The organism is Streptomyces krungchingensis, assembly GCF_054729265.1.
Genome location: NZ_JBPUKY010000001.1, coordinates 8644522 through 8670911 on the forward strand (window position 1 = coordinate 8644522; position 26390 = coordinate 8670911).

General features: G+C 71.2%; 22 protein-coding genes. 10 read left to right on the plus strand and 12 right to left on the minus strand.

Annotated features, from left to right (window positions below):
- Positions 1 to 25 precede the first annotated feature (25 nt).
- From ACSYGO_RS37485 to ACSYGO_RS37505, 5 genes are all read left to right on the plus strand, one after another.
- Entirely contained in the window at positions 26 to 1381 is a 1356-nt protein-coding gene (locus ACSYGO_RS37485; RefSeq protein WP_460389356.1) for an ABC transporter substrate-binding protein, read from the plus strand.
- Between the two features lie 8 nt (positions 1382 to 1389).
- On the plus strand, positions 1390 to 2361 hold the full coding sequence (locus ACSYGO_RS37490; RefSeq protein WP_435223271.1) for a carbohydrate ABC transporter permease: 972 nt from the start codon (positions 1390 to 1392) through the stop codon (positions 2359 to 2361).
- The gene (locus ACSYGO_RS37495; RefSeq protein WP_426678523.1) at positions 2358 to 3233 is read left to right on the plus strand and encodes a carbohydrate ABC transporter permease; all 876 of its coding nucleotides are present in this window, start codon (positions 2358 to 2360) and stop codon (positions 3231 to 3233) included. Before ACSYGO_RS37490 ends, ACSYGO_RS37495 begins: the two co-directional genes overlap by 4 nt.
- A gap of 28 nt (positions 3234 to 3261) precedes the next feature.
- Positions 3262 to 4872 (plus strand): glycoside hydrolase family 13 protein, encoded by a 1611-nt coding sequence (locus ACSYGO_RS37500; RefSeq protein WP_426678522.1) that lies wholly within the window; start codon positions 3262 to 3264, stop codon positions 4870 to 4872.
- An 82-nt stretch (positions 4873 to 4954) separates the two neighbouring features.
- A complete protein-coding gene (locus ACSYGO_RS37505; RefSeq protein ID WP_460389358.1) occupies positions 4955 to 7102 on the plus strand; it encodes a discoidin domain-containing protein in 2148 nt (715 codons plus the stop codon).
- On the opposite strand, the gene ACSYGO_RS37510 is transcribed toward ACSYGO_RS37505, so the two are convergent.
- From ACSYGO_RS37510 to ACSYGO_RS37525, 4 genes are read right to left on the minus strand one after another with little or no spacing between them, the layout of a single operon-like run.
- Positions 7074 to 7889 carry an ABC transporter ATP-binding protein gene (locus ACSYGO_RS37510; protein ID WP_460389360.1) on the minus strand — a complete coding sequence of 272 codons (816 nt, stop codon included), beginning with the start codon at positions 7887 to 7889 and terminating at the stop codon, positions 7074 to 7076. The two genes, ACSYGO_RS37505 and ACSYGO_RS37510, sit on opposite strands and share 29 nt — an antisense overlap.
- Positions 7890 to 7909: 20 nt before the next feature.
- Positions 7910 to 8728 (minus strand): ABC transporter permease, encoded by an 819-nt coding sequence (locus ACSYGO_RS37515; RefSeq protein WP_426678519.1) that lies wholly within the window; start codon positions 8726 to 8728, stop codon positions 7910 to 7912.
- Positions 8725 to 9498: an ABC transporter permease gene (locus tag ACSYGO_RS37520; RefSeq protein ID WP_432176206.1), complete on the minus strand. Its 774-nt coding sequence runs from the start codon at positions 9496 to 9498 to the stop codon at positions 8725 to 8727. The genes ACSYGO_RS37515 and ACSYGO_RS37520 overlap by 4 nt, the downstream gene beginning before the upstream one ends.
- Positions 9495 to 10466 (minus strand): ABC transporter substrate-binding protein, encoded by a 972-nt coding sequence (locus ACSYGO_RS37525; RefSeq protein ID WP_432176205.1) that lies wholly within the window; start codon positions 10464 to 10466, stop codon positions 9495 to 9497. The genes ACSYGO_RS37520 and ACSYGO_RS37525 overlap by 4 nt, the downstream gene beginning before the upstream one ends.
- A gap of 185 nt (positions 10467 to 10651) precedes the next feature.
- Between ACSYGO_RS37525 and ACSYGO_RS37530 the strand changes: the two genes are divergently transcribed.
- Positions 10652 to 11467, plus strand: a complete 816-nt coding sequence (locus ACSYGO_RS37530; protein WP_460389363.1) for an IclR family transcriptional regulator domain-containing protein — start codon at positions 10652 to 10654, stop codon at positions 11465 to 11467.
- Here ACSYGO_RS37530 and ACSYGO_RS37535 read toward each other — a convergent pair.
- Genes ACSYGO_RS37535 through ACSYGO_RS37545 form a run of 3 tightly spaced genes read right to left on the minus strand, consistent with a single transcriptional unit; the run spans position 11418 to position 13581 of the window.
- The gene (locus tag ACSYGO_RS37535; RefSeq protein WP_460389365.1) at positions 11418 to 12353 is read right to left on the minus strand and encodes a PDR/VanB family oxidoreductase; all 936 of its coding nucleotides are present in this window, start codon (positions 12351 to 12353) and stop codon (positions 11418 to 11420) included. The genes ACSYGO_RS37530 and ACSYGO_RS37535 overlap by 50 nt on opposite strands.
- Entirely contained in the window at positions 12350 to 12520 is a 171-nt protein-coding gene (locus ACSYGO_RS37540) for a hypothetical protein (protein ID WP_359488204.1), read from the minus strand. Before ACSYGO_RS37540 ends, ACSYGO_RS37535 begins: the two co-directional genes overlap by 4 nt.
- Positions 12517 to 13581 (minus strand): aromatic ring-hydroxylating dioxygenase subunit alpha, encoded by a 1065-nt coding sequence (locus ACSYGO_RS37545; RefSeq protein ID WP_460389366.1) that lies wholly within the window; start codon positions 13579 to 13581, stop codon positions 12517 to 12519. The genes ACSYGO_RS37540 and ACSYGO_RS37545 overlap by 4 nt, the downstream gene beginning before the upstream one ends.
- 325 nt (positions 13582 to 13906) lie before the next feature.
- Here ACSYGO_RS37545 and ACSYGO_RS37550 point away from each other — a divergent pair, with 325 nt between their 5' ends.
- Together ACSYGO_RS37550 and ACSYGO_RS37555 are read left to right on the plus strand one after the other, a co-directional pair.
- Positions 13907 to 15958, plus strand: coding sequence for a phosphocholine-specific phospholipase C (locus ACSYGO_RS37550; RefSeq protein ID WP_460389368.1), 2052 nt, complete (start codon positions 13907 to 13909; stop codon positions 15956 to 15958).
- Positions 15959 to 16010: 52 nt separating this feature from the next.
- Positions 16011 to 16865: a phospholipid scramblase-related protein gene (locus tag ACSYGO_RS37555; RefSeq protein ID WP_426678512.1), complete on the plus strand. Its 855-nt coding sequence runs from the start codon at positions 16011 to 16013 to the stop codon at positions 16863 to 16865.
- A gap of 68 nt (positions 16866 to 16933) precedes the next feature.
- Here ACSYGO_RS37555 and ACSYGO_RS37560 read toward each other — a convergent pair whose 3' ends face one another.
- Both ACSYGO_RS37560 and ACSYGO_RS37565 read right to left on the minus strand, forming a co-directional pair.
- A complete protein-coding gene (locus tag ACSYGO_RS37560; protein WP_426678511.1) occupies positions 16934 to 17896 on the minus strand; it encodes a DMT family protein in 963 nt (320 codons plus the stop codon).
- Positions 17893 to 18864, minus strand: coding sequence for a phosphatase PAP2 family protein (locus ACSYGO_RS37565; protein ID WP_460389370.1), 972 nt, complete (start codon positions 18862 to 18864; stop codon positions 17893 to 17895). Before ACSYGO_RS37565 ends, ACSYGO_RS37560 begins: the two co-directional genes overlap by 4 nt.
- 283 nt (positions 18865 to 19147) lie before the next feature.
- Between ACSYGO_RS37565 and ACSYGO_RS37570 the strand changes: the two genes are divergently transcribed.
- The gene (locus ACSYGO_RS37570) at positions 19148 to 19765 is read left to right on the plus strand and encodes a TetR/AcrR family transcriptional regulator (RefSeq protein WP_426678509.1); all 618 of its coding nucleotides are present in this window, start codon (positions 19148 to 19150) and stop codon (positions 19763 to 19765) included.
- A 182-nt stretch (positions 19766 to 19947) separates the two neighbouring features.
- On the opposite strand, the gene ACSYGO_RS37575 is transcribed toward ACSYGO_RS37570, so the two are convergent.
- Genes ACSYGO_RS37575 through ACSYGO_RS37585 form a run of 3 tightly spaced genes read right to left on the minus strand, consistent with a single transcriptional unit; the run spans position 19948 to position 23458 of the window.
- Entirely contained in the window at positions 19948 to 20916 is a 969-nt protein-coding gene (locus ACSYGO_RS37575; RefSeq protein WP_460389373.1) for a DUF2510 domain-containing protein, read from the minus strand.
- Positions 20917 to 20970: 54 nt separating this feature from the next.
- Entirely contained in the window at positions 20971 to 22125 is a 1155-nt protein-coding gene (locus ACSYGO_RS37580; RefSeq protein ID WP_435223248.1) for an anhydro-N-acetylmuramic acid kinase, read from the minus strand.
- Between the two features lie 4 nt (positions 22126 to 22129).
- A complete protein-coding gene (locus ACSYGO_RS37585; protein WP_460389376.1) occupies positions 22130 to 23458 on the minus strand; it encodes an MFS transporter in 1329 nt (442 codons plus the stop codon).
- Positions 23459 to 23718: 260 nt separating this feature from the next.
- On the opposite strand from ACSYGO_RS37585, the gene ACSYGO_RS37590 reads away from it, so the two are divergent.
- Positions 23719 to 26385, plus strand: a complete 2667-nt coding sequence (locus ACSYGO_RS37590; protein ID WP_435223244.1) for an ATP-binding protein — start codon at positions 23719 to 23721, stop codon at positions 26383 to 26385.
- The last annotated feature ends 5 nt before the right edge of the window (positions 26386 to 26390 follow it).

The window sequence follows — 26390 nt, forward strand, 5'->3', positions numbered from 1 at the left end:
GCGCCTGCCCAAGAGGGGTCCACCGATGAGAAGTCCCGGGTTCCGCCGCACCAGTACCACGCTCATGGCCTCCGCCCTCGCCCTGACCGCGATCACGGCCTGCGGCTCAAGCGACGACGACGGATCCGCGGGTGGCAAGACCCGCATCACGGTCAACTGCATGCCGCCCAAGAGCGCCAAGGTCGACCGTTCGTTCTTCGAGGCCGACGTCAAGGCGTTCGAGAAGGCCAACCCGGACATCGACGTCGTCACGCACGACGCGTTCCCGTGCCAGGACCCCAAGACGTTCGACGCCAAGCTGGCCGGCGGCCAGATGGAGGACGTGTTCTACACGTACTTCACCGACGCGAAGCACGTGGTCGACGTCAACCAGGCCGCCGACATCACCAGTTACGTCAAGGAGCTCAAGAGCTACAGCACCATCCAGCAGCAGCTGCGTGACATCTACACCGTCGACGGCAAGATCTACGGCGTTCCCCGCACCGGCTACTCGATGGGCCTGATCTACAACAAGAAGCTCTTCGCGCAGGCGGGCCTCGACCCCGACAAGCCCCCGGCGACCTGGGAGGAGCTGCGCGCCGACGCCAAGAAGATAGCCGCGCTCGGCAAGGGCACCGTCGGCTACGCCGACTACAGCGCGCAGAACCAGGGAGGCTGGCACTTCACCGCCGAGCTCTACTCGCAGGGCGGTGACGTGGTGAGCGCCGACGGCAAGAAGGCGAACATCGACACCCCCGAGGGCAAGGCCGTCCTGCAGAACCTCAAGGACATGCGCTGGAGCGACAACTCCATGGGCAGCAAGCAGCTCCTCGTCATCAACGACGTGCAGCAGATGATGGGCTCCGGAAAGCTCGGCATGTACCTCTCCGCCCCGGACAACATCCCGATCCTGGTCAAGGAGAAGGGCGGCAACTACAAGGACCTGGCGCTCGCCCCGATGCCGGGCGGCAAGGGCACGCTCATCGGCGGCGACGGCTACATGTTCAACAAGAAGGACACCCCGGCGCAGATCCGGGCCGGCCTGAAGTGGCTCGACCACATGTTCCTGACCCCCGGCAAGGGCTTCCTCGGCGACTACGCCCGCGCCAAGCGGAACGACGCGCCGGTCGGCCTGCCCGAGCCGCGCCTGTTCACCGGCGCCGCGGACGCCAAGGACCAGGAGGTCAAGAAGGCCAACGCCAACGTCCCCGTCGAGAACTACCAGGCCTTCCTCGACGGCAACCAGAGCCTCCAGATGAAGATCGAGCCGCCGCAGGCCCAGCAGATCTACTCCGTCCTCGACGGTGCCGTCTCCGCGGTCCTCACCAAGAAGGACGCCGACGTCGACCAGCTGCTGAAGGACGCCTCCGGCAAGATCGACTCCATCCTGGCCCGGGGCTGACCGCGTCCATGAAGACCGCATCGAAGCCCGCGGCACCCCCTCCGGCCGTCCTCGGCGTGCCGGAGGGGGAGCCGCGCCGGGCCGGGCGCCGGACCGGGGGAACGTGGCGCCGGCGCCTGGCCGACCAGTCCCGGGCGTACGCCTTCCTGATCGGCGGACTGCTCTGCTTCGCCCTGTTCTCCTGGTACCCGGCGATCCGTGCGGTGGTGATCGCCTTCCAGAAGTACACGCCCGGTTCCGGCGGCGAATGGGTCGGCACCGCCAACTTCACGCGGGTCTTCCACGACCCAGAGTTCGGCGCGGCCTGGCGCAACACCCTGACCTTCACCCTGCTCGCTCTGCTCATCGGCTTCGCCGTCCCCTTCCTGATGGCGCTCGTCCTCAATGAACTGCGGCACGCGAAGGCCTTCTTCAGAGTCGTCGTCTATCTGCCGGTGATGATCCCGCCGGTGGTCAGCGCACTGCTGTGGAAGTGGTTCTACGATCCCGGCGCCGGCCTCGCCAACGAGGCGCTGCGGTTCGCGCACCTGCCCACCTCGAACTGGTCCAACGGCGCCGACACCGCCCTCGTCTCCCTGGTGATCGTCGCCACCTGGGCCAACCTCGGCGGCACCGTCCTCATCTATCTCGCCGCGCTCCAGAGCATCCCCGGCGAGCTGTACGAGGCGGCCGAACTGGACGGCGCGAACATCTGGCAGCGGGTGCGCCATGTGACGATCCCGCAGACCCGGTTCGTCATCCTCATGCTGATGCTCCTTCAGATCATCGCGACCATGCAGGTCTTCACCGAGCCGTTCGTGATCACCGGCGGGGGCCCGGAGAACGCGACGGTCACGGTGCTCTACCTGATCTACAAGTACGCCTTCCTCTACAACGACTTCGGAGGGGCGTGCGCCCTGAGCGTCATGCTCCTTGCGCTGCTCAGCGTCTTCTCCGCGGTGTATCTGCGGCTGACGCGCTCCACCGGGGAGGACGCATGAGCGTTCGTACGCTGGTCTCGCCGCTCACCCTGGCCCGTCCGCGCGGCCGGGCCGTCTACTGGACCGTCTTCACGGGCGTCGTCCTGCTGTTCGCGCTCGCCTTCCTCTTCCCCGTGTACTGGATGGTGACCGGCGCCATGAAGTCGCCGGACGAGGTGGTGCGGACCCCGCCGACCCTCGTACCGCACGCGTGGCACCTGAGCGGCTACACCGACGCGTGGGACCTGATGGACCTGCCCACCCACCTGTGGAACACGGTGGTGCAGGCCACGGGGGCCTGGCTGCTGCAACTCGTGTTCTGCACGGCGGCGGCGTACGCCCTGTCCAAACTGCGGCCCGCCTTCGGCAGGGTGATCCTCGGCGGCATCCTCGCCACCCTGATGGTCCCCGCGCAGGCGCTCGTGGTCCCGAAGTACCTGACCGTCGCGGACCTGCCGCTGATCCACACCAGCCTGCTCAACGACCCGCTCGGCATCTGGCTGCCCGCCGTGGCCAACGCCTTCAACCTCTACCTGCTCAAGCGCTTCTTCGACCAGATTCCGCGCGATGTCCTGGAGGCCGCCGAGATCGACGGCGCCGGACGGCTGCGCACGCTGTGGTCGATCGTGCTGCCGATGTCCCGTCCCGTCCTGGGAGTCGTGTCGATCTTCGCCCTGGTCGCCGTCTGGCAGGACTTCCTGTGGCCGCTGATGGTCTTCTCCGACACCGACAAACAGCCCATCAGCGTGGCACTCGTCCAGCTGTCCCAGAACATCCCGCTGACCGTCCTCATCGCCGCGATGGTGATCGCGAGCATCCCCATGGTCGCGATGTTCCTGGTGTTCCAGCGGCACATCATCGCCGGGATCAGCGCGGGCAGCACGAAGGGCTGACGACACCCCCTCCAGAAAGGCATTCACCGTGGGACAGCCTTCCCCTGCCCGCACGCGAAGCGACTGGTGGCGCTCCGCCGTCATCTACCAGGTGTACGTCCGCAGCTTCGCGGACGGCGACGGCGACGGCACCGGAGACCTCGCGGGCGTGCGCGCCAGACTGCCGTACCTCGCCGAACTCGGTGTGGACGCCCTGTGGTTCAACCCCTGGTACCTCTCACCGATGGCCGACGGGGGCTACGACGTCGCCGACTACCGTGCCATCGACCCGGCCTTCGGGACGCTCGCCGAGGCGGAGAAGCTCATCGCCGAGGCACGGGAACTCGGCATCCGCACCCTCGTCGACATCGTGCCCAACCACGTCTCCGACCAGCACCCCTGGTTCCGGGCCGCCCGGGCCGCCCCCGTCGGAAGCCCCGAACGCGAGCTGTTCCACTTCCGTCCCGGACGCGGCGAGCACGGCGACGTCCCGCCCAACGACTGGCCGTCCCAGTTCGCCGGCTCCGCCGAACCCGTCTGGACCCGGCTCCCCGACGGCGACTGGTACCTCCACCTGTTCACCCCCGAGCAGCCCGACCTCAACTGGGCGCACCCCGCCGTCCGTCAGGAGCACGAGGAGATCCTGCGCTTCTGGTTCGAGCGGGGCGTCGCGGGCGTGCGCATCGACTCGGCCGCGCTGCTCGCCAAGGACCCGGAGCTGCCCGACTTCGTCGAGGGCCGCGATCCGAACCCGTTCGTCGACCGCGACGAACTCCACGACATCTACCGCTCCTGGCGCGCGGTCGCCGACGCCTACGACGGCGTCTTCGTCGGCGAGGTCTGGCTGCCCGACACCGAGCGCTTCGCCCGCTATCTGCGCCCCGACGAACTGCACACCGCCTTCAACTTCTCCTTCCTGTCCTGCCCCTGGGACGCGGCACGGCTGCGCACCTCCATCGACGAGACCCTCGCCGAGCACGCCCCGGTCGGCGCGCCCGCCACCTGGGTGCTGTGCAACCACGACGTGACCCGCACCGTCACCCGCTACGGCCGCACCGACACCGCCTTCGCCTTCGCCACCAAGGCCTTCGGCACCCCGACCGACCTCGCCCTCGGCACCCGGCGGGCGCGGGCCGCGGCCCTGCTCTCGCTCGCCCTGCCCGGCTCCGTCTACCTCTACCAGGGCGAGGAACTCGGCCTGCCCGAGGTGGAACTGCCGACGGCCAGCATCCAGGACCCGATGCACTTCCGCTCCGGGGGCACCGACCCGGGCCGGGACGGCTGCCGGGTGCCGCTGCCCTGGACCGCCGGGGCACCCCACGCGGGCTTCGGCGGCGAACCGTGGCTGCCGCAGCCCGCCGACTGGCCTGCGTACGCGGCCGACCGCCAGGCCGAGGACCCCGGGTCGATGCTGAGCCTCTACCGCGCGGCGCTCCGCATCCGCCGCGGCGAACGGGGCTTCGGCGACGGACCGCTCAACTGGCTGCCCGCACCCGACGGCGTCCTCGCCTTCGCCCGCACCGACGGGCTGCTCTGCGTCGTGAACCTCACCGCCCGACCCGTCGCCCTCCCCCCGCACACCCGCCTGCTGCTGGGCAGCGGTCCGCTCGACGCGGACGGGCTGCTTCCGCAGGACACGGCGGCCTGGCTGCGCGCCTGAGGCCGCCGGACGGCGCACCGCTGTCCCCGCACCCCCACCTCGAAGGGATCAGCACATGCACAGGAACAGAACTGTCAGGCGCATGCCATTGGCCTGCGCCGCCGCCGTCGCGCTCACCGCGGGCCTGCTCAGCGCCACCGCCGCCCACTCCGCCGTGGCGGCGGCGGGCGCCGACCTGCCCTTCACCTCCGTGGAGGCCGAGTCCGCGAGCTCCACGGGCACGAGGATCGGCCCGGACCACACCCAGGGCACCCTGGCCTCGGAGGCGTCCGGACGGCAGGCCGTACGGCTGACCGCCGGCCGGCGCGTCGAGTTCACCGTGCCACGGGCCGCCAACGCGGTGAACGTCTCCTACAGCGTCCCCGACGGCCAGTCGGGCTCGCTGGACGTGTACGTCAACGGCACGAAGATCTCCAGGACGCTCCCCGTCACCTCCAAGTACTCCTACGTCGACACCCCCTGGATCGCGGGCGCCAAGACGCACCACCTGTTCGACAACGCGCGCCTGCTGCTCGGGCAGAACGTGCAGGCGGGCGACAAGGTCGCCTTCCAGGCGACGTCCACCCAGGTCACCGTGGACGTCGCCGACTTCGAGCAGGTCGCGGCGGCGGGCGCCCGGCCCGCGGGATCGGTGTCCGTCACCGACAAGGGCGCGGACCCCGGCGGCCAGGGCGACTCCACCCAGGCCTTCCGGGACGCGATCTCCGCGGCGCGGGGCGGCGTCGTCTGGATCCCGCCGGGCGACTACCGGATCACGTCCTCGCTGAGCGGCGTCCAGAACGTCACCCTCCAGGGCGCCGGCAGCTGGTACTCCGTCGTCCGCACCTCGCGCTTCATCGACCAGACGAGCTCGTCGGGCGGCGTCCACCTCAAGGACTTCGCCGTCATCGGCGAGGTCACCGAACGCGTGGACTCCGACCCGGACAACTTCGTCAACGGCTCGCTCGGCCCCGGCTCCGGCGTCTCCGGGATGTGGCTCCAGCACCTCAAGGTCGGCCTGTGGCTGACCGGCAACAACGACAACCTCGTCGTCGAGAACAATCGCATCCTCGACACCACCGCCGACGGACTCAACCTCAACGGCAACGCGCGCGGAGTCCGCGTCCGCAACAACTTCCTGCGCAACAACGGCGACGACGCACTCGCCATGTGGTCGCTGTACGCGCCCGACACCGACAGCAGCTTCGAGAACAACACCATCAGCCAGCCGAACCTCGCCAACGGCATCGCTGTCTACGGCGGCACCGACATCGCCGTCAGGAACAACCTCGTCTCCGACACCAACGCCCTCGGCAGCGGCATCGCCATCTCCAACCAGAAGTTCCTCGACCCGTTCTCCCCGCTCGCCGGAACCATCACCGTCTCCGGCAACACCCTCGTCCGCACGGGTGCGATCAACCCCAACTGGAACCATCCGATGGGCGCGCTGCGCGTCGACTCCTACGACAGCGCCATCGAGGCGACCGTCGACATCACCGGCACGACGATCACCGACAGCCCGTACAGCGCCTTCGAGTTCGTGTCCGGCGGCGGGCGCGGATACGCGACGAAGAACATCAGGGTCGACGGCGCCACGGTCGACCGGACCGGCACGGTGGTCGTCCAGACCGAGTCCCAGGGCGCCGCGAGATTCAGCAACGTCAAGGCCACCGGCGTCGGCTCGGCGGGCATCTACAACTGCCCCTACCCGACCGGCTCCGGCACCTTCGCCCTGACCGACGGCGGCGGCAACTCCGGCTGGGACTCGACCTGGAACGACTGCTCCACCTGGCCCCAGCCCGGCACCGGGAACCCGGACCCCGATCCGGCACGCAATCTCGCCGAGGGACGCCCGGCCACCGCCACCGGTTCGCAGGACGTCTACACGCCCGCGAAGGCCGTCGACGGCGACGCGAACAGCTACTGGGAATCCACCAACAACGCCTTCCCGCAGTCCTGGACGACCGATCTGGGCTCCACCTTCGCCACCCGCCGTCTCGTCCTCAAGGTGCCGCCCGCGTCCGCCTGGCAGGCCCGCACCCAGACCCTGTCCGTGCTGGGCAGCACCGACGGATCGGCGTACTCCACGGTCGTGGCGTCCAAGGCCTACCGCTTCGACCCGGCGACCGGCAACACCGTCACCGTGACGCTGCCCGCCGGCACGAACCTGCGCCATCTGCGCATCCAGGTGACCGCCAACACGGGCTGGCCCGCGGCCCAGCTCAGCGAAGTGGAGGCGTATCTTTCCTGAGGTCGTCCGGCTCCCCGCGCTTCGCCGCCTGGATCTGCTCGTACACATGGGTGCGCAGTTCGGCGAAGCGCGGGGAGACCCGTGTGTGCAACTGGTCCCGCTCGTCCGGCAGATCGACCTTCAACTGCTCCTGGACGACCGTGGGGGAGCCGGACAGGATCAGCACCCGCTGCCCGAGGTAGACGGCCTCGTCGATGTCGTGCGTGACGAACAGGACGGTGATCCCGCGCTGCCGCCACAGCCCGCGCACCAGGTCCTCCAGATCGGCACGCGTCTGCGCGTCGACCGCCGCGAAGGGCTCGTCCATCAGCAGCACGTCCGGTTCGTAGGCCAGTGCGCGCGCGATGGCCACGCGCTGCTGCATACCACCGGACAACTGCCAGGGATAGGCGCCCGCGGCGTCCGTGAGCCCGACCGACTCCAGCGCGTCCGCGACCAGTTCGCGGCGCCGCTGCTTGCTCAGCCCCTTCTGCTTCAGGGGCAGCCCGACGTTCTCGCGGACCCGCATCCACGGGAAGAGGCTGCGCCCGTACTCCTGGAACACGAACGCCATCCCGGGCGGCGGACCCGAGACCGGGCTGCCGGCCAGCGACACCTCGCCCGCCGTCGGCGCCAGCAGTCCGCCCACGCACTTCAGCAGCGTGGTCTTGCCGCACCCCGACGGGCCGACCAGGCAGACGAGTTCGCCCGCCGCGACGGTGAACGTGAGATCGCGAACCGCCTCCACCCGGCGGCCCTGCCCCTCGTAGACCTTCCGCAGGCCGGAGACGACCAGAAGCTCCTGCATGGACCGCCCTTTCGCGAGCATCACGGTGACCGCCGGGAGGACGCGCGCAGACCGTGGTACCAGCCGAGCACCCGGCGTTCGATCAGCTGGAAGACGACCGAGAGGACGAAGCCGAGCAGGCCAAGGACGAGGATCCCGGTCCACATGTCGGGGATGGCGAAACCGCGCTGGAACTGGACGATGGTGAAGCCGAGGCCGTTGCTGGCCGCGAACATCTCGCTGATGACCATGAGGATGATCCCGATGGACAGGGCCTGACGCAGTCCGGCGAAGATCTGCGGGCTCGCCGCCGGCAGCACCAGGGCGCGCAGCCTGGCGGCGCCCGTGATGCCGTACGAACGTGCCGTCTCCGCCATCACGGAGTCGACCGCCCGTACGCCCTCGACCGTGTTGAGCAGGATCGGCCAGACACAGCCGCTCGCGATCACGGCGACCTTCATGCCGTCGCCGATGCCCGCGAACAGCATGATGACCGGGACGAGGACGGGCGGCGGGATCGCCCGCAGGAACTCCAGGACCGGTTCGCACACGGCCCGCACCCGGCGGTAGGAGCCGATGAGCGTGCCGAGCGCCACCCCGGCGACGGCCGCCGCCGTGTAGCCGCCGAACAGCCGCAGCAGGCTGGGCCGCAGGTCGCCGCGGAGCCGTTCGCCGGTCCAGACGTCGGGGAAGGTCTTCAGGATGGTGCGCAGCGGCGGCCAGTAGACGTCGGTGCTGTCGTCGGACGCGAACCACCAGAGCACGACCAGGAGCACGGGCAGGGCGACGGCGTACAGCAGTCGGAGCAGGACCCTGCGCCAGGTTCCCGGCCGTGCCCGGCCGACGGGTACCTCGCTCACACCGTCACCTCCCCGCGCACCGACTGGTGCCAGGCCAGCGCCCGCCGTTCCACCGTGCGGGCACCCACGTTGATCAGCAGCCCGAGCAGACCGGTCACCACGATCAGTGCGTACATCTCGGGCACCGCCTGCGAGGTCTGCGCGACCGCGATGCGGGCTCCCAGCCCCGGTGCGCCGATGACGAGTTCGGCGGTCACGGTGAGGATGAGCGCCACCGCCGCGGCCAGCCGGACGCCCGTCATGACATAGGGGAGCGCCGTCGGCCACAGCACGTGCCGCACCCGCGCCCAGGTGCCGAGTCCGTACGAGCGGGCCGTCTCGTCGGCGACCGGGTCGACGTCCTGGACGCCGTACAGGACCTGGACGAGGACCTGCCAGAAGGCCGCGTAGACCACGAGCAGCAGGACCGAGCGCAGACCGGTGCCGTACAGGAGGACGGCCAGCGGGATCAGTGCGACGGAGGGAATGGGTCGGAGGAACTCGACCGTCGAGGCGGTGGCCTCGCGCAGATGGGGCACGACCGAGACCAGCACGCCGGCCAGGATCCCGGCACTCACCGCGATCGCCAGGCCGAGCGCCCAGCCCGTGAGGGTGTCACCGAGCGCGGTCCAGAAGGCGGTGTCGGCGAACTCCTCGCGCAGCGCGCCCGCGATCCGGCTCGTCGGCGGGAAGTACTGCTCCTTGACGAGGCCGAGCCGCGGCACCGCCTCGCCCAGGGCGAGGAAGGCCGCGAGCCCGGCGGCGCCCAGCGCGGTGTTCGTTCCCCTCACGGGAGCAGCTTGTCCAGGTCGGGCTCCGTCTTGAACAGGCCGTCCTGCGCGCCCAGTTTCTCCAGCGTCTCGATCGAGGCGCGATTCGGTTCGGCCGGCCACTTGGGCAGCGTCACCTTCTCCAGCACCGCGGCGGGGATCTTCGTGTACGTGGTGACGATCTGCCGGACCTCGTCCGGGTGGGCGTCGGCGTAGGCCAGGGACTCGGCCGTGGCCTCCTGGAACTTCTTCACCACGCCGGGGTTCTTCTGCGCGTACTGCGCCGAGGTGAAGTACATGGCGACGGTGAGGTTCTGCGCGACGTCGACCAGGGACGAGGCGATCTCCGTGCCGCCCTGGCTCTTGACCGTGGCGAGCGCCGGCTCGACCACCATCGCGGCGTCGATCTGCCCGCTGTCCAGGGCGGCGGGCATCTGGTCGAAGGCGAGCTCGACGAACTTCACCTGGGACGGGTCCCCGCCGGCCTTGCGCACCGACTCGCGCACCGCCGTCTCGTTGATGTTCTTCACCGTGTTGACGGCGACCTTCTTGCCTTCGAGGTCCTTGGCCGACTTGATGGAGCTGCCCTTCTTCACCGTGATGGCGCCGAAGTCCTTGCCCGCCACGCCTGTTGAGGCGACGCCGTTGGCGATGGCCTGCACGGGCACGTTGTTGGACTGGGCGATCATCAGGCTCGTCATGTTGCTGAAGCCGAACTGGAACTGGCCGGAGACGACGCCCGGCACGATGGCCGCGCCGCCCTGAGCTGTCGTCATGGAGAGCTTCAGTCCCCGCTTGGCGTAGAAGCCCTTCTGCTGGCCGAGGTAGACCGGTGCGACGTCGACGATGGGGATGATGCCGACCTTGACGGTCGTGGTGCCGTCGGACGAGGCGTTCTTGTCCGAGGCGCCACCGCCGTCGGACGAGCCGCAGGCCGACGCGGCGACCAGGAAGGTTCCGGCCGCGAGCGCGGCAAGCAGACGACGCATGGCTCCTCCTGTGCAGACGAGGTGTTCCGACAGGCTGTGCGCACACCGCACAATGGTGCTCAGCGCGAAGGTAGAACGCTCGTACGGCCGGGTCAATGGCTCTGGCTGACAATATTGTTGACAGTTAGTGGAGTGTGCTCGTCCCTGCGCGGCGAGCGTGCCCCGACGTCCCCCTGGAGGCGACCATGCCTGCAGCTTCCCGCGCGCCCCACTTCGTCCGGTCCTTCGAACGCGGCCTCGCCGTCATCCGCGCCTTCGGCGCCGACCAGCCGGAACTGACGCTCAGTGAAGTGGCCCGCGCCTGCGACCTGACCCGGGCGGCGGCCCGCCGCTTCCTGCTGACCCTCGTCGACCTCGGGTACGTCCACAGCGACGGCCGCACCTTCCGGCTCACCCCGCGCGTGCTGGAACTCGGCTACGCCTATCTGTCCGGCTTCTCCCTGCCGCAGATCGCGCAGCCGCACCTGGAGCAACTCGCCGAACGGGTCGGGGAGTCGTCCTCGCTGTGCGTCCTCGACGGCGACGACATCGTGTACGTGGCCCGTGTGCCCACCCGGCGCATCATGACCGCCGCCATCACCGTCGGCACCCGATTCCCGGCCCATGTCACCTCCGTGGGCCGGGTGATCCTCGCGCACCGTGCGGACGAGGAGACCGACGCCCGGCTCGCCCGCGCCGACCTGCGGCCCCTCACGGCCCGCACGATCGTGTCGGCCGACGCGCTGAGGGCCGAACTGCGCCGCGTACGGCGTCAGGGATACGCCATCGTGGACCAGGAGTTGGAGGAGGGGCTGCGCTCGGTCGCCGCCCCGGTGCGCGACCGGGACGGCGAGGTGGTGGCGGCCGTGAACATACCCGTGCACGCCAGCCGCAACTCCGTCGAGTCCGTCCGCCGCGACCTGCTGCCGCACCTGCTGGCCACGGTGGCGGCGATCGAGGCCGACCTGCGGATCACAGATCCAGCACGAGCCGCCTCCCGCGACAGCGTGACACACAGATGAGCATGGTCTCGCCCGCCTCCCGCTCCGCCTCGGTCAGCACCGAGTCCCGGTGGTCGGGCACCCCCTCCAGGACGTCCGTCTCGCAGGTGCCGCACGTGCCCTCGGCGCAGGAGTACAGCACCTCGACCCCGGCCGCGCGCACGGTGTCGAGGACGGACACGTCCGGCGCCACGACGAGCGTGCGCCCCGAACGTTCGAGGACCACCTCGAACTCCGTGTTCCCGCCCGGCTCCGCCTCCTTGGGCCGGAAGCGCTCGATACGCAGCAGCCGCGGGGGACAGCGTTCCTGCACCGCGTCGAGGAGCGGCTCCGGGCCGCAGCAGTAGACGAGCGTGCCCGCGGGCAGCGCGGCCAGCACCGGACCGAGGTCCAGCAGCCCGGTCTCGTCCTGGGGCGCGATCCGCACCCGGTCGCCGTACCGGCCGAGCTCCTCGACGAACGCCATCGACGCCCGGTTCCGCCCGCCGTACAGCAGTGTCCACTCCGCGCCCGCCGCCTCCGCAGCGGCGAGCATCGGCAGGATCGGTGTGATGCCGATGCCACCGGCGACGAACCGGTACCGGGGCGCGGGTTCCAGCGCGAAGTGATTGCGCGGTCCGCGCACCCGGACCCGGTCGCCCGGGGCCAGCCGGCCGTGCACGTAGGCCGATCCGCCGCGGCCGTCGGCCTCGCGCAGCACCGCGATCCGCCAGGTGCCGCGGTCGGCCGGATCACCGCACAGTGAGTACTGCCGCTCCAGCCCCGGCCCGAGCACGACGTCGACGTGCGCGCCCGGCCGCCAGGCGGGAAGCTCCGCGCCAAAGGGGTGGCGCAGGGTGAGCGCGAGCACGCCGTCGGCCACGGACTCCCGCAGTCCGACGACGAGTTCCGCTTCGTACAAGGTCATCGCTCGTTTCCTCGGAGGGTGTGTCCGTCGGGGTGGGCGAGCATCCACTCCCACATCTCGACCGGGTCGTGCGCGGTGTGCTCGGCGCCGCAGTGACAGGTGCCGTGCAGCAGGTCCGTGCCCGGCAGCCAGTCGATGCGGTAGATCTGCCCGGTGGGACCGGTCACCGGACCTGCTCCACCGGCTTGTCGCCCTCCTCGACCAGCCGGGCGAGGATGCGGCGGGCCGCGAGTCCGCCGGTGTCGATGTTGATGCTGAGCTCCTGATAGCCGGCGCGCTCCGAACCCAGGGTCCTCTGCAGCAGGTTGAGCGCGTCCACGTCCTGCATCACGACCGTGTGGTTGAAGTCGTGCAGGAAGGCGGTGACTTCCTCGTCGTCGGGAGCGAAGTCCCGGGAGACCGCCCAGAAGTCGTACACGCTGCCGTCGCCGGACGGTGTGATGGCATACGTGATCTCGGTGTGGAAGCCGTTCGGGTCGCTCCCGTCCGCCTCCGGCAGCACGCCGACCGGTGCGATCCGGCTGTGCAGCAGATACAGGCACGGGGCGTGGTACTCGATGTCCTGCCAGCGGGTGATGCGCCCCTCGATCCCGGTGGAGCGGGCGTAGAAGGGCGGGCACTCGGCGTCGTCCATGTGCCGGCTGACCCGTACGATGCCGGCGCCCTCGTCGACCTCGGTGGTGATCGGGGTCTCGGCCACCTCGGGCGTGCCGATGTAGCCGCCGTGCAGATACGTCTCGTGGGAGAGGTCGAGCAGGTTGTCGACGAGGAGACCGTAGTCGGCGTCGATGGGCTCCATCCCGTGGACCGTGACCCAGCCCGGGGAGTCGAGGTGCCGGGCGCGCGGGATCGTCCCCGCGTCGGCGAGCGCCGGGTCGCCGATCCAGACCCAGATCAGGGAGTCCTGCTCGACCAGCGGGTAGGAGGCGACCCGGGCCGTACGCGGTATGCGTTTCTGGCCCGGCACGTACACGCAGGCGCCCGTCGTGTCGTACGTGAACCCGTGGTACCCGCACACGATCCGGTCGCCGTCGAGCCGGCTCTCCGAGAGCGGGTAACGGCGGTGCACACAGCGGTCGGACAGGGCGACCGCCGTCCCGTCGTCCTCGGTGCGGTAGAGGACGAGGGGCTCACCGAGGACGGTCCGGCCGAGCAGCTCGCGTCCGACCTCGTGCGCATGGGCGACGACGTACCACTGGTTCCTGGCGAAAGCGGTCATGTGAGGCATGGCGTTCCCGTCCCTGAGACGCGGGGCCTCGTCGCCCCGCCTGCGCACCAGATTCGTGACGCCCGCCACAGTGCGGCAAGGGTTCTTCCGTCAGACGGAAGGGTTCGTCGACCGGCCGTCGGCCGGAGTCTTCCGCGAGGTCATGGACCGCTCGGGACGACGGTCTGACGCCCTGTCCGAAACCGTTCGCCTCACGTACCGCCGACTTTCACATGGGAGCCACGGGGCCCTTCCCTGACGTTTGGTGCTCTTGGAACACTCCAACCGCGCACCATCACTCACCGTTCGGCCGACCGGGCCCGTCAGGACAAGAGGTCACCCACTCATGAGCCAAGTGAATCGGCGCCGATTCCTCCAACTCGCCGGTGGTACCGCGGCGTTCACCGCGATGTCCGACAGCATCCAGCGTGCCGCGGCGCTGCCCGCCCATCACCGCTCCGGCACGATCGAGGACGTCGAGCACATCGTCGTCCTGATGCAGGAGAACCGCTCCTTCGACCACTACTTCGGCTCGCTGAGAGGCGTCCGCGGCTTCGGTGACCCGCGGCCCGCGACGACGTCGGGCGGCAAGTCGGTCTGGCACCAGTCGGACGGCACCAAGGACGTGCTCCCCTTCCGGCCGGAGGCCGACGACCTGGGGCTCGCCTTCATCCAGGACCTGCCGCACGGCTGGAGCGACGGACACACCGCCTTCAACAAGGGCAAGTACGACAAGTGGGTGCCGGCCAAGTCGGCGACCACGATGGCCTACCTGACCCGCGAGGACATCCCGTTCCACTACGCGCTCGCCGACTCCTTCACCGTCTGCGACGCGTACCACTGCTCCTTCATAGGTTCCACCGACCCCAACCGCTACTACCTGTGGACGGGATACACCGGCAACGACGGCAAGGGCGGCGGGCCCGTCCTCGGCAACGACGAGGCCGGCTACGACTGGACCACCTACCCGGAGCGCCTCGAAGCGGCGGGGGTGTCCTGGAAGATCTACCAGGACGTCGGCGACGGCCTCGACGCGAACGGCTCCTGGGGCTGGATCTCCGACGCGTACCGCGGCAACTACGGCGACAACTCGCTGCTGTACTTCAACCAGTACCGCAACGCCAAGCCCGGTGACCCCCTCTACGACAAGGCCCGCACCGGAACCGACGCCCGCAAGGGCGAGGGCTTCTTCGACCAGCTGAAGGCCGACGTGAAGGGCGGCAAGCTGCCGCAGATCTCCTGGATCGTCGCGCCCGAGGCCTTCACCGAGCACCCGAACTGGCCCGCCAACTACGGCGCCTGGTACATCGCCCAGGTCCTGGACGCGCTCACCTCCGCGCCCGAGGTGTGGGCGAAGACGGCCCTGTTCATCACGTACGACGAGAACGACGGCTTCTTCGACCACCTCGTGCCGCCGTACCCGCCGCAGTCGGCCGCGCAGGGCAAGTCGACCGTCGACGTCGGTCCCGACCTCTTCAAGGGCGACGCGGGCCACGCGGCCGGACCGTACGGTCTCGGCCAGCGGGTGCCCATGCTGGTCGTCTCGCCCTGGAGCAAGGGTGGTTACGTCTGCTCCGAGACGCTCGACCACACCTCGGTCATCCGCTTCATGGAGCGCCGCTTCGGGGTGCACGAGCCGAACATCTCGCCCTGGCGGCGCGCGATCAGCGGTGACCTCACCTCCGCCTTCGACTTCTCGCGCAGGGACACCAAGCCGGTGGCCCTGCCGGACACCGAGGGCTACCGCCCGCCGGACCACGACCGTCACCCCGACTACGTGCCCACGCCGCCCGCGAACCCGGCGCTGCCCAAGCAGGAACGCGGCTCGCGCCCGGCCCGCCCGCTCAAGTACGCGCCCCTGGTGGACGGCGCGGCGGACACGGCGGCCGGCACCTTCACGCTCACCTTCGGCTCGGGCGCCAAGGCCGGTGCCGCCTTCCTCGTGACCTCCGGGAACCGCACCGACGGCCCCTGGACGTACACCACCGAGGCGGGCCGGACGGTCTCGGACACCTGGAACTCGGCCTACTCGAACGGTTCGTACGACCTCACGGTGCACGGCCCCAACGGCTTCCTGCGCACCTTCAAGGGTCCCGGCCGGACGGCGGGCCCGGAGGTCACCGCCCGCCACGTGGGCGACGAGGTGGAGCTGACCTTCAGCAACAAGGGCTCCGGCACGGTGACTCTGAAGCTCACCGACGGCTACGGCGCACGTCCGCGGTCGTTCAAGGTGCGGCCCGGCGTGACCGTGAAGCACACGGTGGACCTGCGGTCGAGCAAGCGCTGGTACGACCTGACGGTGGTGTCGGACGCCGACGCGGGCTTCCTGCGGCGATTCGCCGGACATGTCGAGAATGGCCGACCCGGCGTCAGCGACCCGGCGATCCTGACCGTCTGATGGTCACCCCGGCGCCGGTTGAATTCCGGCCATCTCAGGGTAGTGTGCCCCGGTGACCACGCATTCGAACACTCCTGCAGGTTGGTACCCGGATCCGCACGGGGCGCCCCAGACGTTGCGTTACTGGGACGGCTCGCAGTGGACGGACCACACGAATGCGGACCAGCAGGCCCAGGCCGCGCCGCAGGTGCCGCACCAGGCCCAGCCGCAGCAGGGTTACGGCCAGCAGCCCGCGGCCGCACCCGACCCGCGTGTGCAGCAGCAGGTGCAGCAGCAGGCCGGTGTGGCGCCCAACGCCGCCGGTGGTGGCAGCCTGTTCACCGAGCCGGTCCTGGTGGTGAACCAGAAGGCCAAGCTGATCGAGCTGACCAACGAGTACAAGGTCATGGATCAGCACGGCAACCAGCTCGGCTCGGTCACCGAGGTCGGGCAGAGCGCGCTGAAGAAGGTCCTGCGCTTCGTCTCCAGCCTCGACCAGTTCATGACCCACCGGCTGGAGATCCGTGACGCCCACGGTCAGCCGCAGCTGCTGCTGACCCGTCCCGCGAAGTTCCTCAAGTCGCGGGTGATCGTGTCCCGTCCGGACGGCTCGCCCGTCGGCGAGATCGTGCAGCAGAACATGATCGGCAAGATCAACTTCGCGATGAACGTCAACGGCCAGCAGGTCGGCGCGATCAAGGCGGAGAACTGGCGTGCCTGGAACTTCGCGATCGTCGACCACGCGGACAACGAGGTGGCCCGGATCACCAAGACCTGGGAAGGCCTCGCCAAGACGATGTTCACCACTGCGGACAACTACGTCCTGCAGATCCACTTCCAGCTCCCGGAGCCGCTGCTGAGCCTCGTCGTGGCGACGGCGCTGACCGTGGACACGGCGCTCAAGCAGGACTCCCGCGGTCTGGGCTGAGTCCGATACGCGCAAGGGCGGTTGCGGGGTCCCGCAACCGCCCTTCCGCCGTTTCCGGCGCCCGGGGGCTAGAGCGTGGTCAGATGTCCCGGGTCGGGCTGCTTCGGGACCAACGAGGGCTCGTACGCGGCCGGTCCGGACTCCAGTGCCAGCACTGCCGCGACCGGGTGCTCGTCGTCCACCGCGTCGTGGGCCGGCGCCGGGGCCGCGGGCTCGGGTGCCGAGCGCGACAGCGTCACCACGCCCCACGCCGCGATCCCGGCTCCGGCGAGCGCCAGCAGCAACCCGGCGGCGCCGCCCTGGAGCCGCTCGCCGAGCAGGGACAGTCCGATCACCACCGCCGCCACCGGATTCGCGAGCGTCACCACGGCCAGCGGAGCGCCGAGACCGCCCTGGTACGCGGTCTGCGACAGCAGCAGTCCGCCTGCCGCGAAGGCCGCCACGAGCAGCGCCACCACGATCACTTGGGCGCTGAGCAGGGAGTCCGAGCGGTCCGTCGCCGCCACCGTCACCGTCTGGGTGAGGGCCGACGCGACGCCCGAGGCGAATCCGGAGGCGGTCGCGTGCCGCAGGCCCGGCCGGGTGCCGGGACGGGACAGCCCGCCGATCAGCACGGCCGTCGTACCGGCGACGGCCAGCGCCTCGGGCACGCTCAGCACGTCGTCGGGCGCGGGGCCTGACGCCGTGACGAGCAGTGCCGCCAGACCGATCAGGGTCAGCGCCGTGCCCCGCCATTCGACCGTGCTGACCCGGCGCCCCGCCATGCGCGCGCCGAGCGGGACCGCCGCCACGAGCGTGAGCGCGCCGAGCGGCTGCACCAGGGTGAGCGTGCCGTACTTGAGCGCGGCGACGTGCAGCAGCGCGGCGGAGGCGTTGAGCACGACCGACCACCACCAGGCGCCGCCGGCCAGCAGGCGCAGTGTGCTCGAACCGGCGGACCGGGCGGCGAGCCGCTCCTGGGCGACGGCGGCCGCGGCGTAGGCGACGGCCGAGAACAGGGACAGGACGACGGCGGTGACGGTCGCGTTCATCGCCCCGCCCCCACGAGCTCCGGAAGGTCCGCGACCGGTTCACCGGCGCGCTCCTGGGCGCGTCCCGCGGTCGTCGCCGTCCGGTGCGGACGGTGGATCACCGCGAGGGCGCCGCCGAGCAGCGCGGTCGCGACGATCGAGTCGAGCCAGTAGTGGTTCGCCGTGCCGACGATCACCAGCAGGGTGAGCAGCGGGTGCAGCAGCCAGAGCAGGCGCCACCGGGAGCGGGTGGCCGCGATCAGCCCGATCGCCACCATCAGTGCCCAGCCGAAGTGCAGCGACGGCATGGCCGCGAACTGGTTCGCCATCGCGTCGGTCGCCGGGTGCGCGCCGTACACCGTGGGGCCGTACACCTGGCCGGTGTCCACGAGGCCCGCGGCGTCGAGCAGGCGCGGCGGGGCGAGCGGGAAGGCGAGGTGTCCCACGAGCGCTGCGGCGGTCATCGCGGCGAGGATCCGGCGGGCCCACACGTAGTGGACGGGGCGCCGCAGGTACAGCCAGATCAGGAAGGCCGCGGTCGCCGGGAAGTGGACGGTCGCGTAGTAGGTGTTCGCGAGGTGCACCAGGGTGTCGCTGTGCAGCAGCGCGCCCTGGACGCCGCCCTCGCCGGGGAGGTGGAGGGCCCGTTCCAGGTCCCATACGTGGCCGGCGTTGCGGAAGGCCTCGGCGGTGTGGCCGGTGGCGAGCTGGCGCCCGACCTTGTAGACGACGAACAGGCCCACGACGAGCAGCAGCTCACGCAGCAGCGGCGGTCGGGCCGAGGCGTCGTCGGGCTGCGCGGGACGGCGCGCCCCGGCCCGCGCGGTGCCCGCGTGCACCCGCGGGCCGCCCTCGCGGGGGCGCGGCAGCGCGGCCGCGACGCGCGCGTACGCCCTGGTGGCGGTGCCCGTGGGCACCGCCCGGCGTATGGCCGCGTCGGGCGGCTCCGGTTCCGCGGCGGACTCTCCAGGCTCGGTTCGGGAATTCATCCCCCGGCCCCCTTGCTGACGGTCTTACTGGGTGGTGCGCGGTGAGCCCAGGACAGGATCCACTCGACAGACAAGTGGGTCCTGTCCAAGGCTCATCGATACGAGAGTGTACCGATACGTTGGTGTACCGATACGGGCGTGTACCGATACGCCACTGTACCGATACGAGGCCGTACCGGTACAGTGGCGTATCGATTAGACTGTGTGAAGCCGACCACCGAGACGAGCCGGATTCCGTCCGGACCCGTTTCGGGCCAGCCCGGATCCAACGAGGAGAAGAGCCATGACGTCGCAGGCCGCGGACGGACCGGACTCGGTCGTCGCCTCGCGCCGCTCCAAGATCACGCCCGAGCGTGAGCAGGAGTTCTACGACGCCGTGCTCGACCACATCCGGGCCTGCGGGTACGAATCGCTCACGATGGAGGGCGTGGCCTCGAGCACCCGGTGCAGCAAGTCCACGCTCTACCGGCAGTGGCGGACCAAGCCCCAGCTCGTGGCGGCGGCGCTGCGCGCCAACCGCTGTCCGCGCTTCTCCGGCATCGACACCGGAACGCTCGCCGGGGACCTGCGCGCGGCGGCGCGCGCCGCGGGCGAGTGGTCGGGGCGTGACAGCACCCAGCTCCTCCAGGGCCTCGGCCACGCCGTGACGCAGGACAGGGAGCTCCAGCAGGCGCTGCGCGACGCGCTGGTCGAACCCGAGGTCGCCGAGCTGAGGGAGATGATCCAGCGCGGGGTGGACCGCGGCGAGATCGCGGCCGACCATCCGGCACTGGAGTTCATCCCCGCGCAGCTGCTCGGCGTGCTGCGGGTGCGCCCTCTCCTGGAGGGCCAGTACGCCGACGAGGCGTATCTCACAGAATTCGTCGAGGCCGTCGTGCTACCCGCACTCGGCCTGACCTGAGACTCAGGTCGCCGTCCGCGGGATGACCGGACGTCGGCCTGTACCGCGCCGCACCGTGGGGACGGGGGCGGCGCGCACCCCCCGGCCGGGTGGGGCTCCCCTTGAGCGGAGGGGCGCTCCACCCGGCCGATCGAAGCCCGCACCGCTCCCGGGACCCGGCGGGGTCCCCGGAGCGGTGAGGGTCACACGTTCTGGCCGTTGCCGCCGGCTCCCGGCGCGGCCTTGATGCCCTTGGTGATCGTGTCGATCACCGACAGCTCGGGCGCCTTGGAGCTGACGTCGATGCCGAAGCGCACCACGACGAGGCTCTTGGGCACCACCGGGGACGGGAACACGAGCGACTCGACGTAGCCGTCGTCGCCCTTGCTCGTCACGACCTTCCAGCGGACCAGGTAGCCCTTCTGACCCGCCACCGTGACCGCCTTGGAGGCGAGTTCGGTGTGCGAGGTGATCGTGCCGTACCCCTCGCCGTACGACTCCTTGGCGTTCTTGGAGATGTCCTCCTTGGCCGCCGCCTCCGCGGTGGTCGCCTTCAGGCCCTGCGCCAGGGCGGGAGCCGAGTAGGCGCCGCCCCGCTGGCAGTTCTGCGAGGTGTCGCCGGGGCACTTGTAGGTGTCCTTCGTGGAGACCGAGGCCCCGGCCTGCATGCTCCGGCCCGTCCAGCCGTCCGGCACCGGGAGACTGATGCCGCTGAGCCCGTCGGTCGCGTAGCCGTCCTCGGTCTGCGGCTGTCCGGACGGGTCGGGGGCCGGTGACCGGCCCTCGGGTCCGCCCCGGCCGTCGTCGGGTCCGCCCTGGCCGTCCCCCGGTCCGCCGCTGCCGCCCGGGCCGTTCGGCCCGGCGGAGCCCTGGGAGTTCGAGTTGCCGCCGTCGTCCTTGGTGAGGGCGTACACGCCGCCGCCGATGCCCGCCAGCACCGCGATCGCGGCGGCGACGGCTATGGCCGTGCGCAGCCCGCGCCGCGGCCGGGACTGCGGCGGGGCCGGGTACGGTCCGGCCGCGGGGTACGCCGGAGGACCCCAGGGGGCGGCCGATCCGACCGGGCGGGTCTGGTCCGTCCATGCCATACCGTCCCACCAGCGCTCGGTGGCGGGAGCGTCACTTGTCTGCCCCGGGTCGGGATACCAGCCGGGAGGAGTCGCCTGCGTCATGGTGCCCACCGTATGAGCCCCGGGTGAAAGGCGGATGAGAGGGTGCCCCGGGAATCACTTCAGCACGAGCCGGACCGGCGCCCGGTCGGCGGGCGGCGGCAGCCGCAGCCCGCCGCGGCCCGGGGTGATCGACCCGAGCACGCTGGGGTGCCGGGCCCCGGTGCTCGCCGGTACCGTGCCCGCCAGCCCGTGCAGCGTCAGGAAGCCCAGCACGGCGAAGGCGTACGCCTCCTTGGCGTCCGACGGCAGCCCCAGCTCGTCGGAGGTGCGCAGCGGCACACCCGGCAGTTCCGCGTCCAGCATCGCCATGAGGGTGGGATTGCGGGTCCCGCCGCCGGAGGCGATCACCTCGGTGGCCCCGACCCCGCGCACCGCGTCCGCGACCGTGCGGGCGGTGAGCCGGGTGAGGGTCGCGATGACGTCCTCGGCGGTGAGCGTGCCGAAACCCGCCAGGGCGTCCCGCAGATAGCCGAGGTGGAACAGCTCCTTGCCGGTCGTCTTGGGCGCGGGCAGCGCGTAGTACGGCTCGTCGAGCAGGCGGCGCAGCAGGGGTTCGTGGACGCTGCCGCGGGCGGCCAGCTCTCCGTCCACGTCGTAGGCCAGGCGCCCTCCGCTCAGTCCCCGGGCGGCCGCGTCGACGAGCGCGCACGCCGGGCCCGTGTCGAAGGCGGTGCCGTCGGGGGCGGTGAGGTTGGCGATGCCGCCGAGGTTCAGGGCGACCGGCGTGCCCGGCCTGCCGCGCAGCCACAGCAGGTCGATCAGGCTCACCAGCGGCGCGCCCTGACCGCCCGCGGCGATGTCGCGGGGGCGGAAGTCGGCCACGACGGGCAGCCCGGTCGCCTCGGCGATCCACGCGGGCTGACCGAGCTGGAGGCTGCCGAGGACCTGCCCGTCCTCGGTCCAGTGGTAGACCGTCTGGCCGTGTGAGGCGACCAACTCGGCCGATCCGTCGCACAGTTCACGGTCGGCGCGCACGGCCGCCGCCGCGAAGGACCGCCCGATCAGGGTGTCCAGCCGGCACACCTCGGCCAGACTGGTCGCGGCCGGGGGCAGCGCCGCCGCGAGGGTCTCGCGCAGGGCCGCGTCGTACTTCTCGCCGACGAGCCCGAGCGGGCGCAGGACGAGACCGTCCCCGTCGAGCGTCAGCTCGGCCGCCGCCGCGTCGATCGCGTCGTACGACGTGCCGGACATCAGGCCGATCACCCGCACCTGATCAACTCCTCTGGATCTCCTGGCCCTTGACGAGCGTACGCGGGCGCCCGCCGAGGGTGGCGAGCGCGAGGACGCTGACGGCGCAGGTCGCCGCCGCGTAGTACCCGGGGATGTCCACGCTCCCCGTCCGCTTGATCGTCTCCGTGATGATGAGCCCCGCACAGCCCGAGAACACCGCATTGGACAAGGCGTAGGCGAGTCCCAGGCCCGTGTAGCGGACGCTCGTCGGGAACATCTCGGAGAGCATCGCGGGCCCCGGCCCCGCCATCAGCCCGACGACGGCGCCCGCCACGAGTACGGCGGCCCCCTTCACCGCGTTCGACGCCCCCGGGTCCTGAAGGAGGTTGAGCAGCGGGACCGCGAGCACGGTGACCAGGACGGCGCCCGTGAGCATCACCGGGCGGCGCCCCACGCGGTCGCTGAGCAGACCCGCCGGGACGATCGTGGCCGCGAAACCGAGGTTGGCAAGGACCGTGGCGAGCAGCGCCTGCCGGAAACTCGCGTTCAGGCTGCTCTGCAGATAGGAGGGGAGGACGACGAGGAAGGTGTAGCCGGCCGCTGCCCAGCCCATGACGCGCGCGGCGCCGAGCGTGATCGCCCGGGCCACCTCGCCGCGCGGCGGCCGTTCCCGCGCTCCCTCGTCCGCCGCCTCGCGCCGGAAGGAGGGAGTCTCGTCCAGCCCGAGCCGCAGCCACAGCGCGCCGAGGCCCAGCGGAAGCGTCAGCAGGAACGGCAGCCGCCAGCCCCATGCCTCCAGCTCCCGCGCGTCCAGGACGGTGGCCAGCAGCGCGGCCACGCCCGCGCCGCCCAGCAGGCCCAGCGCGACCGTGAACGACTGCCACGACCCGTACAGTCCGCGCCGGCCCGGCGGAGCGAACTCCGTCATCACCGAGACCGCGCCGCCGAACTCGCCGCCCGCGGACAGCCCTTGGAGCACCCGCAGGAAGGTGAGCAGCCAGGGGGCGAGGACGCCGACAGTGGCGTACGTGGGGAGCGCGCCGATCAGCGTCGTCGCCGCCGTCATCAGCGTGATCACCAGGATCAGCACCGGCCGCCGCCCGATCCGGTCCCCGAGCCGCCCGAACAGCGCCGCTCCCACCGGACGGAAGAAGAACGCCAGCGCGAACGACGCGTACGTCTTGACCAGGCCCTCGACCTCGCTGCCGCCCTCGGGGGTGAAGAAGCGGGCCGCGATGACCGTCGCGAAGTAGCCGTAGACCCCGAACTCGTACCACTCGATGAAGTTGCCCACGGAACCCGCGAGCAGCGCTCTGCGGGAGTGCTCGGGCTGCGCGGCGCGCAGGTCCGGGTCGTGCGCGGGGGCGCTCATGCCGGTTCCTCCCGGGGGCGTGCCGGGGCCGGGCGGTCCCGGCCGGAGGCGGAGACTGATGTTGGAAAGTTAGCTTCATTTCCGGGCCCGCCGGCTGTCAATAACTTTCACACGTGCTGGTGGACGACCCGTGGCGTCGCCTCCGGAACCCCACCGTCACCCGTCTCGGGAACAGCTCCGCGGAGCCGCCTCCACCGGGGCTTCCAGGCGGCTACGCTCGTTTCCAGCACGTCGTTTGGGCGACCTGGGGAGGTAGCGGGATGACGGAGGCACGACCCGGAGCGGTCGCCTCGGCTTCCCTGTGGGAGCGCGACGAGGAAGTCGCCACCCTCGAAGAGGCGATCGGTGCGCTGCGCGCCGATTCGGCGTCCTCGGGGAGCCTGCTGGTGTTCAGCGGCGAGGCGGGCCTCGGCAAGACCGCCCTCCTCGCCGAGGCCCGCCGGATCGCGGAGAGCAGCGGCTGCACGGTGTGGTCGGCACGCGGCGGCGAGACCGTCACGTCCGTCCCGTTCAACGTCGTACGGCAGTTGCTCCAGCCCGCCCTCGTCTCGCTGCTGCCGGAGGAGGCGCGCGAGTATCTCGGCGACTGGTACGACATCGCCGGCCCCGCCCTCGGCATAACGGAACCGGGCGACCGGCAGCCCGACCCGCAGGGCGTGTGCGACGGGCTCGTCGCCGCGGTACGACGGCTCGCCAGGCGCGACTGGCCGCTCGTGCTGCTCATCGACGACGCGCACTGGGCCGACCAGGAGACCCTGCGCTGGCTCGCCGCGTTCGCCGAACGCCTCGACGACCTCTCCGTCCTCGTCGTGGTCGCCCGCCGGCCCGGCGGGGTGAGCGGCGAGAGCGCCCGGCTGCTCGACGCCGTCGCCGCGACGGCCCTCCCGATCGCCACACTGAACGCGCTGACCCCGGCCGCTGCCGCCGGACTGACCCGCGCCACCCTCGGGGAACACGCCGACGCGCCGTTCTGCCGTGAGGTGTGGGCGGTCACCGGCGGAAACCCCTACGAGACCGTCGAACTGCTCGCCAAGGTGCAGGACAGCGACCTGGAGCCCGCCGAGGGCTCCGCCGCCGAACTGCGCGACCTGAACCGCTCGGCCCGTGGCCGCGGGCTCGTCGCCCGCCTCGAAGGACTCGGTATCGACGCCACCCGGTTCGCCTGGGCGGCGGCCATACTGGGCACCGGCATCTCCCTCGACCTCGCCGCCCAGCTCGCCGGCATGCAGACCGACGAGGCCCATCGCTGCACCGAACTGCTCGGCGCCGCCCGCATCCTGACCAGGGTCGACCCCGCCAACGGCCAAGTGGGCGACGGCGAGCTGGAGTTCGTGCACCCGCTCATCGCGACCGCCGTCTACCGCTCCATCCCGGACGCCCTGCGCACCGCGATGCACGGCCAGGCCGCCTGGGCGGTCACCGAGTCCGGGCGCGGCGCCGCCGCGGCCTCCCGCCACCTCCTCGAAGTGCACCCCGACGACGACCCCGAACTCGTCGAGCAGATGCGTGAGGCGGCCCGCGAACACCTCGCCGTCGGCGCGCCCGACGCGGCCAGGCGCTGCCTGGAGCGGGCCCTGAAGGAGCCCCCGCTCCCCGAGGTGCACGCCCGCGTCCTCTACGAACTGGGCTGCGCCACCCTGCTGACCGCCCCCGCCAGGACGATCGGCCATCTGCGCGCCGCCCTCGAACGGCCCGGTCTCGACGACGGCATGCGGGTCGACGCCGTGTTCCGGCTCTCCCAGGCGCTGCTCCACAACGACCAGCTGGAGGAGGCGGTCCGCACGGTCGACGCGGAGGCCGACCGGCTCCCTCCGGGTCCCGCCCGGATGCGGCTCCAGGCCGTCCACTACATGTGGGAAGGCATCCACGCGGGTGAGGAACGCTCCGGACACTCCCGCGGACTCGCCGAACTCGTCCAGACCTGCACCGGACGCGACAACTCCGAACGGGCACTGCTGATACTGCGCGGCTTCGACGCGATGACCCGCGGCGAGAACGCCGAGGAGGTCGTGGAGCTGTGCGACCGCGCCCTCGTCAACGGCCGCCTCGCACCGGGCCTCGGCTGGACCGACACCGAGTGGGGCGTCGAACTCCTCCTGATGCTGGGCAGCGCCTACGCGTACGCCGACCGGCTCGACCGTGCCGAGAGCCTCTTCAGCGAGGCCCTGCGCGCCTATGTGAAGTCCGGCTGGAGCGGCGGCCACCAGTCCTTGGCCAACGCCTACCTCGGACTCGCGCACCGCAGGCGGGGCCGCCTGACCGACGCGGAGCACTACCAGCGCGAATCGCTCCGCCTCGCCGAGCGCGTCGGCCGCGGTCTTCCCCTGTACTGGTCGGCGACCTGCGGGCTCATCGACACGCTGCTCGCCCGCGGCCATGTCCAGGAGGCCGCCGAGATCGCCGAACGCTACGGTTTCGCCCCGCCCTACCCGTCCACGATCGTGCTGCCCGACACCCGCTCGGTACGCGGCCGTCTGCTGATCGCCGCCGGCCGTACGAAGGAAGGCGTCAACGAACTGGAGGCGGCGGAGAAGGCCGCCGGGGCGCGTGGTCACCACAACACCGTGCTCGCTCCCTGGGCACTCGACCTCGCCCGGGCCCTCGCCACCGAGGACCCGGTACGCGCCGCCGCGTTGTCGGCGGACGCCCGGCGGCAGGCCGAGCGGTTCGGCACCGACACGGCCATCGGCGAGGCGCTACGCTGTGCCGCCGCCCTGGAGACCGGCCAGCGGGCGGTGCGGCTGGCCGCCCAGGCGGTCACCTATCTGGAGGCCTCCCCGTGCCAGTACGAACACGCGGCGGCCCGCGTCGAGTACGGCATCCTGTCCCGCTCCGTCACGGAGCTCAACAAGGGCCTGACACTGGCCCGTTCGTGCGGCGCCGACGGACTCGTGACCCAGGCGGAGCACGCCCTGAGGACCCTGTAGCCCGT

Bases quoted from the DNA above. Each gene is read 5' to 3' on its own strand.
- ACSYGO_RS37510 (WP_460389360.1), bottom strand. From the start codon at position 7,889: ATGCAGGAGCTTCTGGTCGTCTCCGGCCTGCGGAAGGTCTACGAGGGG.
- ACSYGO_RS37545 (WP_460389366.1), bottom strand. From the start codon at position 13,581: ATGCCTCACATGACCGCTTTCGCCAGGAACCAGTGGTACGTCGTCGCC.
- ACSYGO_RS37525 (WP_432176205.1), bottom strand. From the start codon at position 10,466: ATGCGTCGTCTGCTTGCCGCGCTCGCGGCCGGAACCTTCCTGGTCGCC.
- ACSYGO_RS37575 (WP_460389373.1), bottom strand. From the start codon at position 20,916: ATGACGCAGGCGACTCCTCCCGGCTGGTATCCCGACCCGGGGCAGACA.
- ACSYGO_RS37495 (WP_426678523.1), top strand. From the start codon at position 2,358: ATGAGCGTTCGTACGCTGGTCTCGCCGCTCACCCTGGCCCGTCCGCGC.
- ACSYGO_RS37560 (WP_426678511.1), bottom strand. From the start codon at position 17,896: ATGAACGCGACCGTCACCGCCGTCGTCCTGTCCCTGTTCTCGGCCGTC.
- ACSYGO_RS37565 (WP_460389370.1), bottom strand. From the start codon at position 18,864: ATGAATTCCCGAACCGAGCCTGGAGAGTCCGCCGCGGAACCGGAGCCG.
- ACSYGO_RS37485 (WP_460389356.1), top strand. From the start codon at position 26: ATGAGAAGTCCCGGGTTCCGCCGCACCAGTACCACGCTCATGGCCTCC.
- ACSYGO_RS37530 (WP_460389363.1), top strand. From the start codon at position 10,652: ATGCCTGCAGCTTCCCGCGCGCCCCACTTCGTCCGGTCCTTCGAACGC.
- ACSYGO_RS37550 (WP_460389368.1), top strand. From the start codon at position 13,907: ATGAGCCAAGTGAATCGGCGCCGATTCCTCCAACTCGCCGGTGGTACC.
- ACSYGO_RS37585 (WP_460389376.1), bottom strand. From the start codon at position 23,458: ATGAGCGCCCCCGCGCACGACCCGGACCTGCGCGCCGCGCAGCCCGAG.
- ACSYGO_RS37570 (WP_426678509.1), top strand. From the start codon at position 19,148: ATGACGTCGCAGGCCGCGGACGGACCGGACTCGGTCGTCGCCTCGCGC.
- ACSYGO_RS37505 (WP_460389358.1), top strand. From the start codon at position 4,955: ATGCCATTGGCCTGCGCCGCCGCCGTCGCGCTCACCGCGGGCCTGCTC.
- ACSYGO_RS37490 (WP_435223271.1), top strand. From the start codon at position 1,390: ATGAAGACCGCATCGAAGCCCGCGGCACCCCCTCCGGCCGTCCTCGGC.
- ACSYGO_RS37535 (WP_460389365.1), bottom strand. From the start codon at position 12,353: ATGACCTTGTACGAAGCGGAACTCGTCGTCGGACTGCGGGAGTCCGTG.
- ACSYGO_RS37590 (WP_435223244.1), top strand. From the start codon at position 23,719: ATGACGGAGGCACGACCCGGAGCGGTCGCCTCGGCTTCCCTGTGGGAG.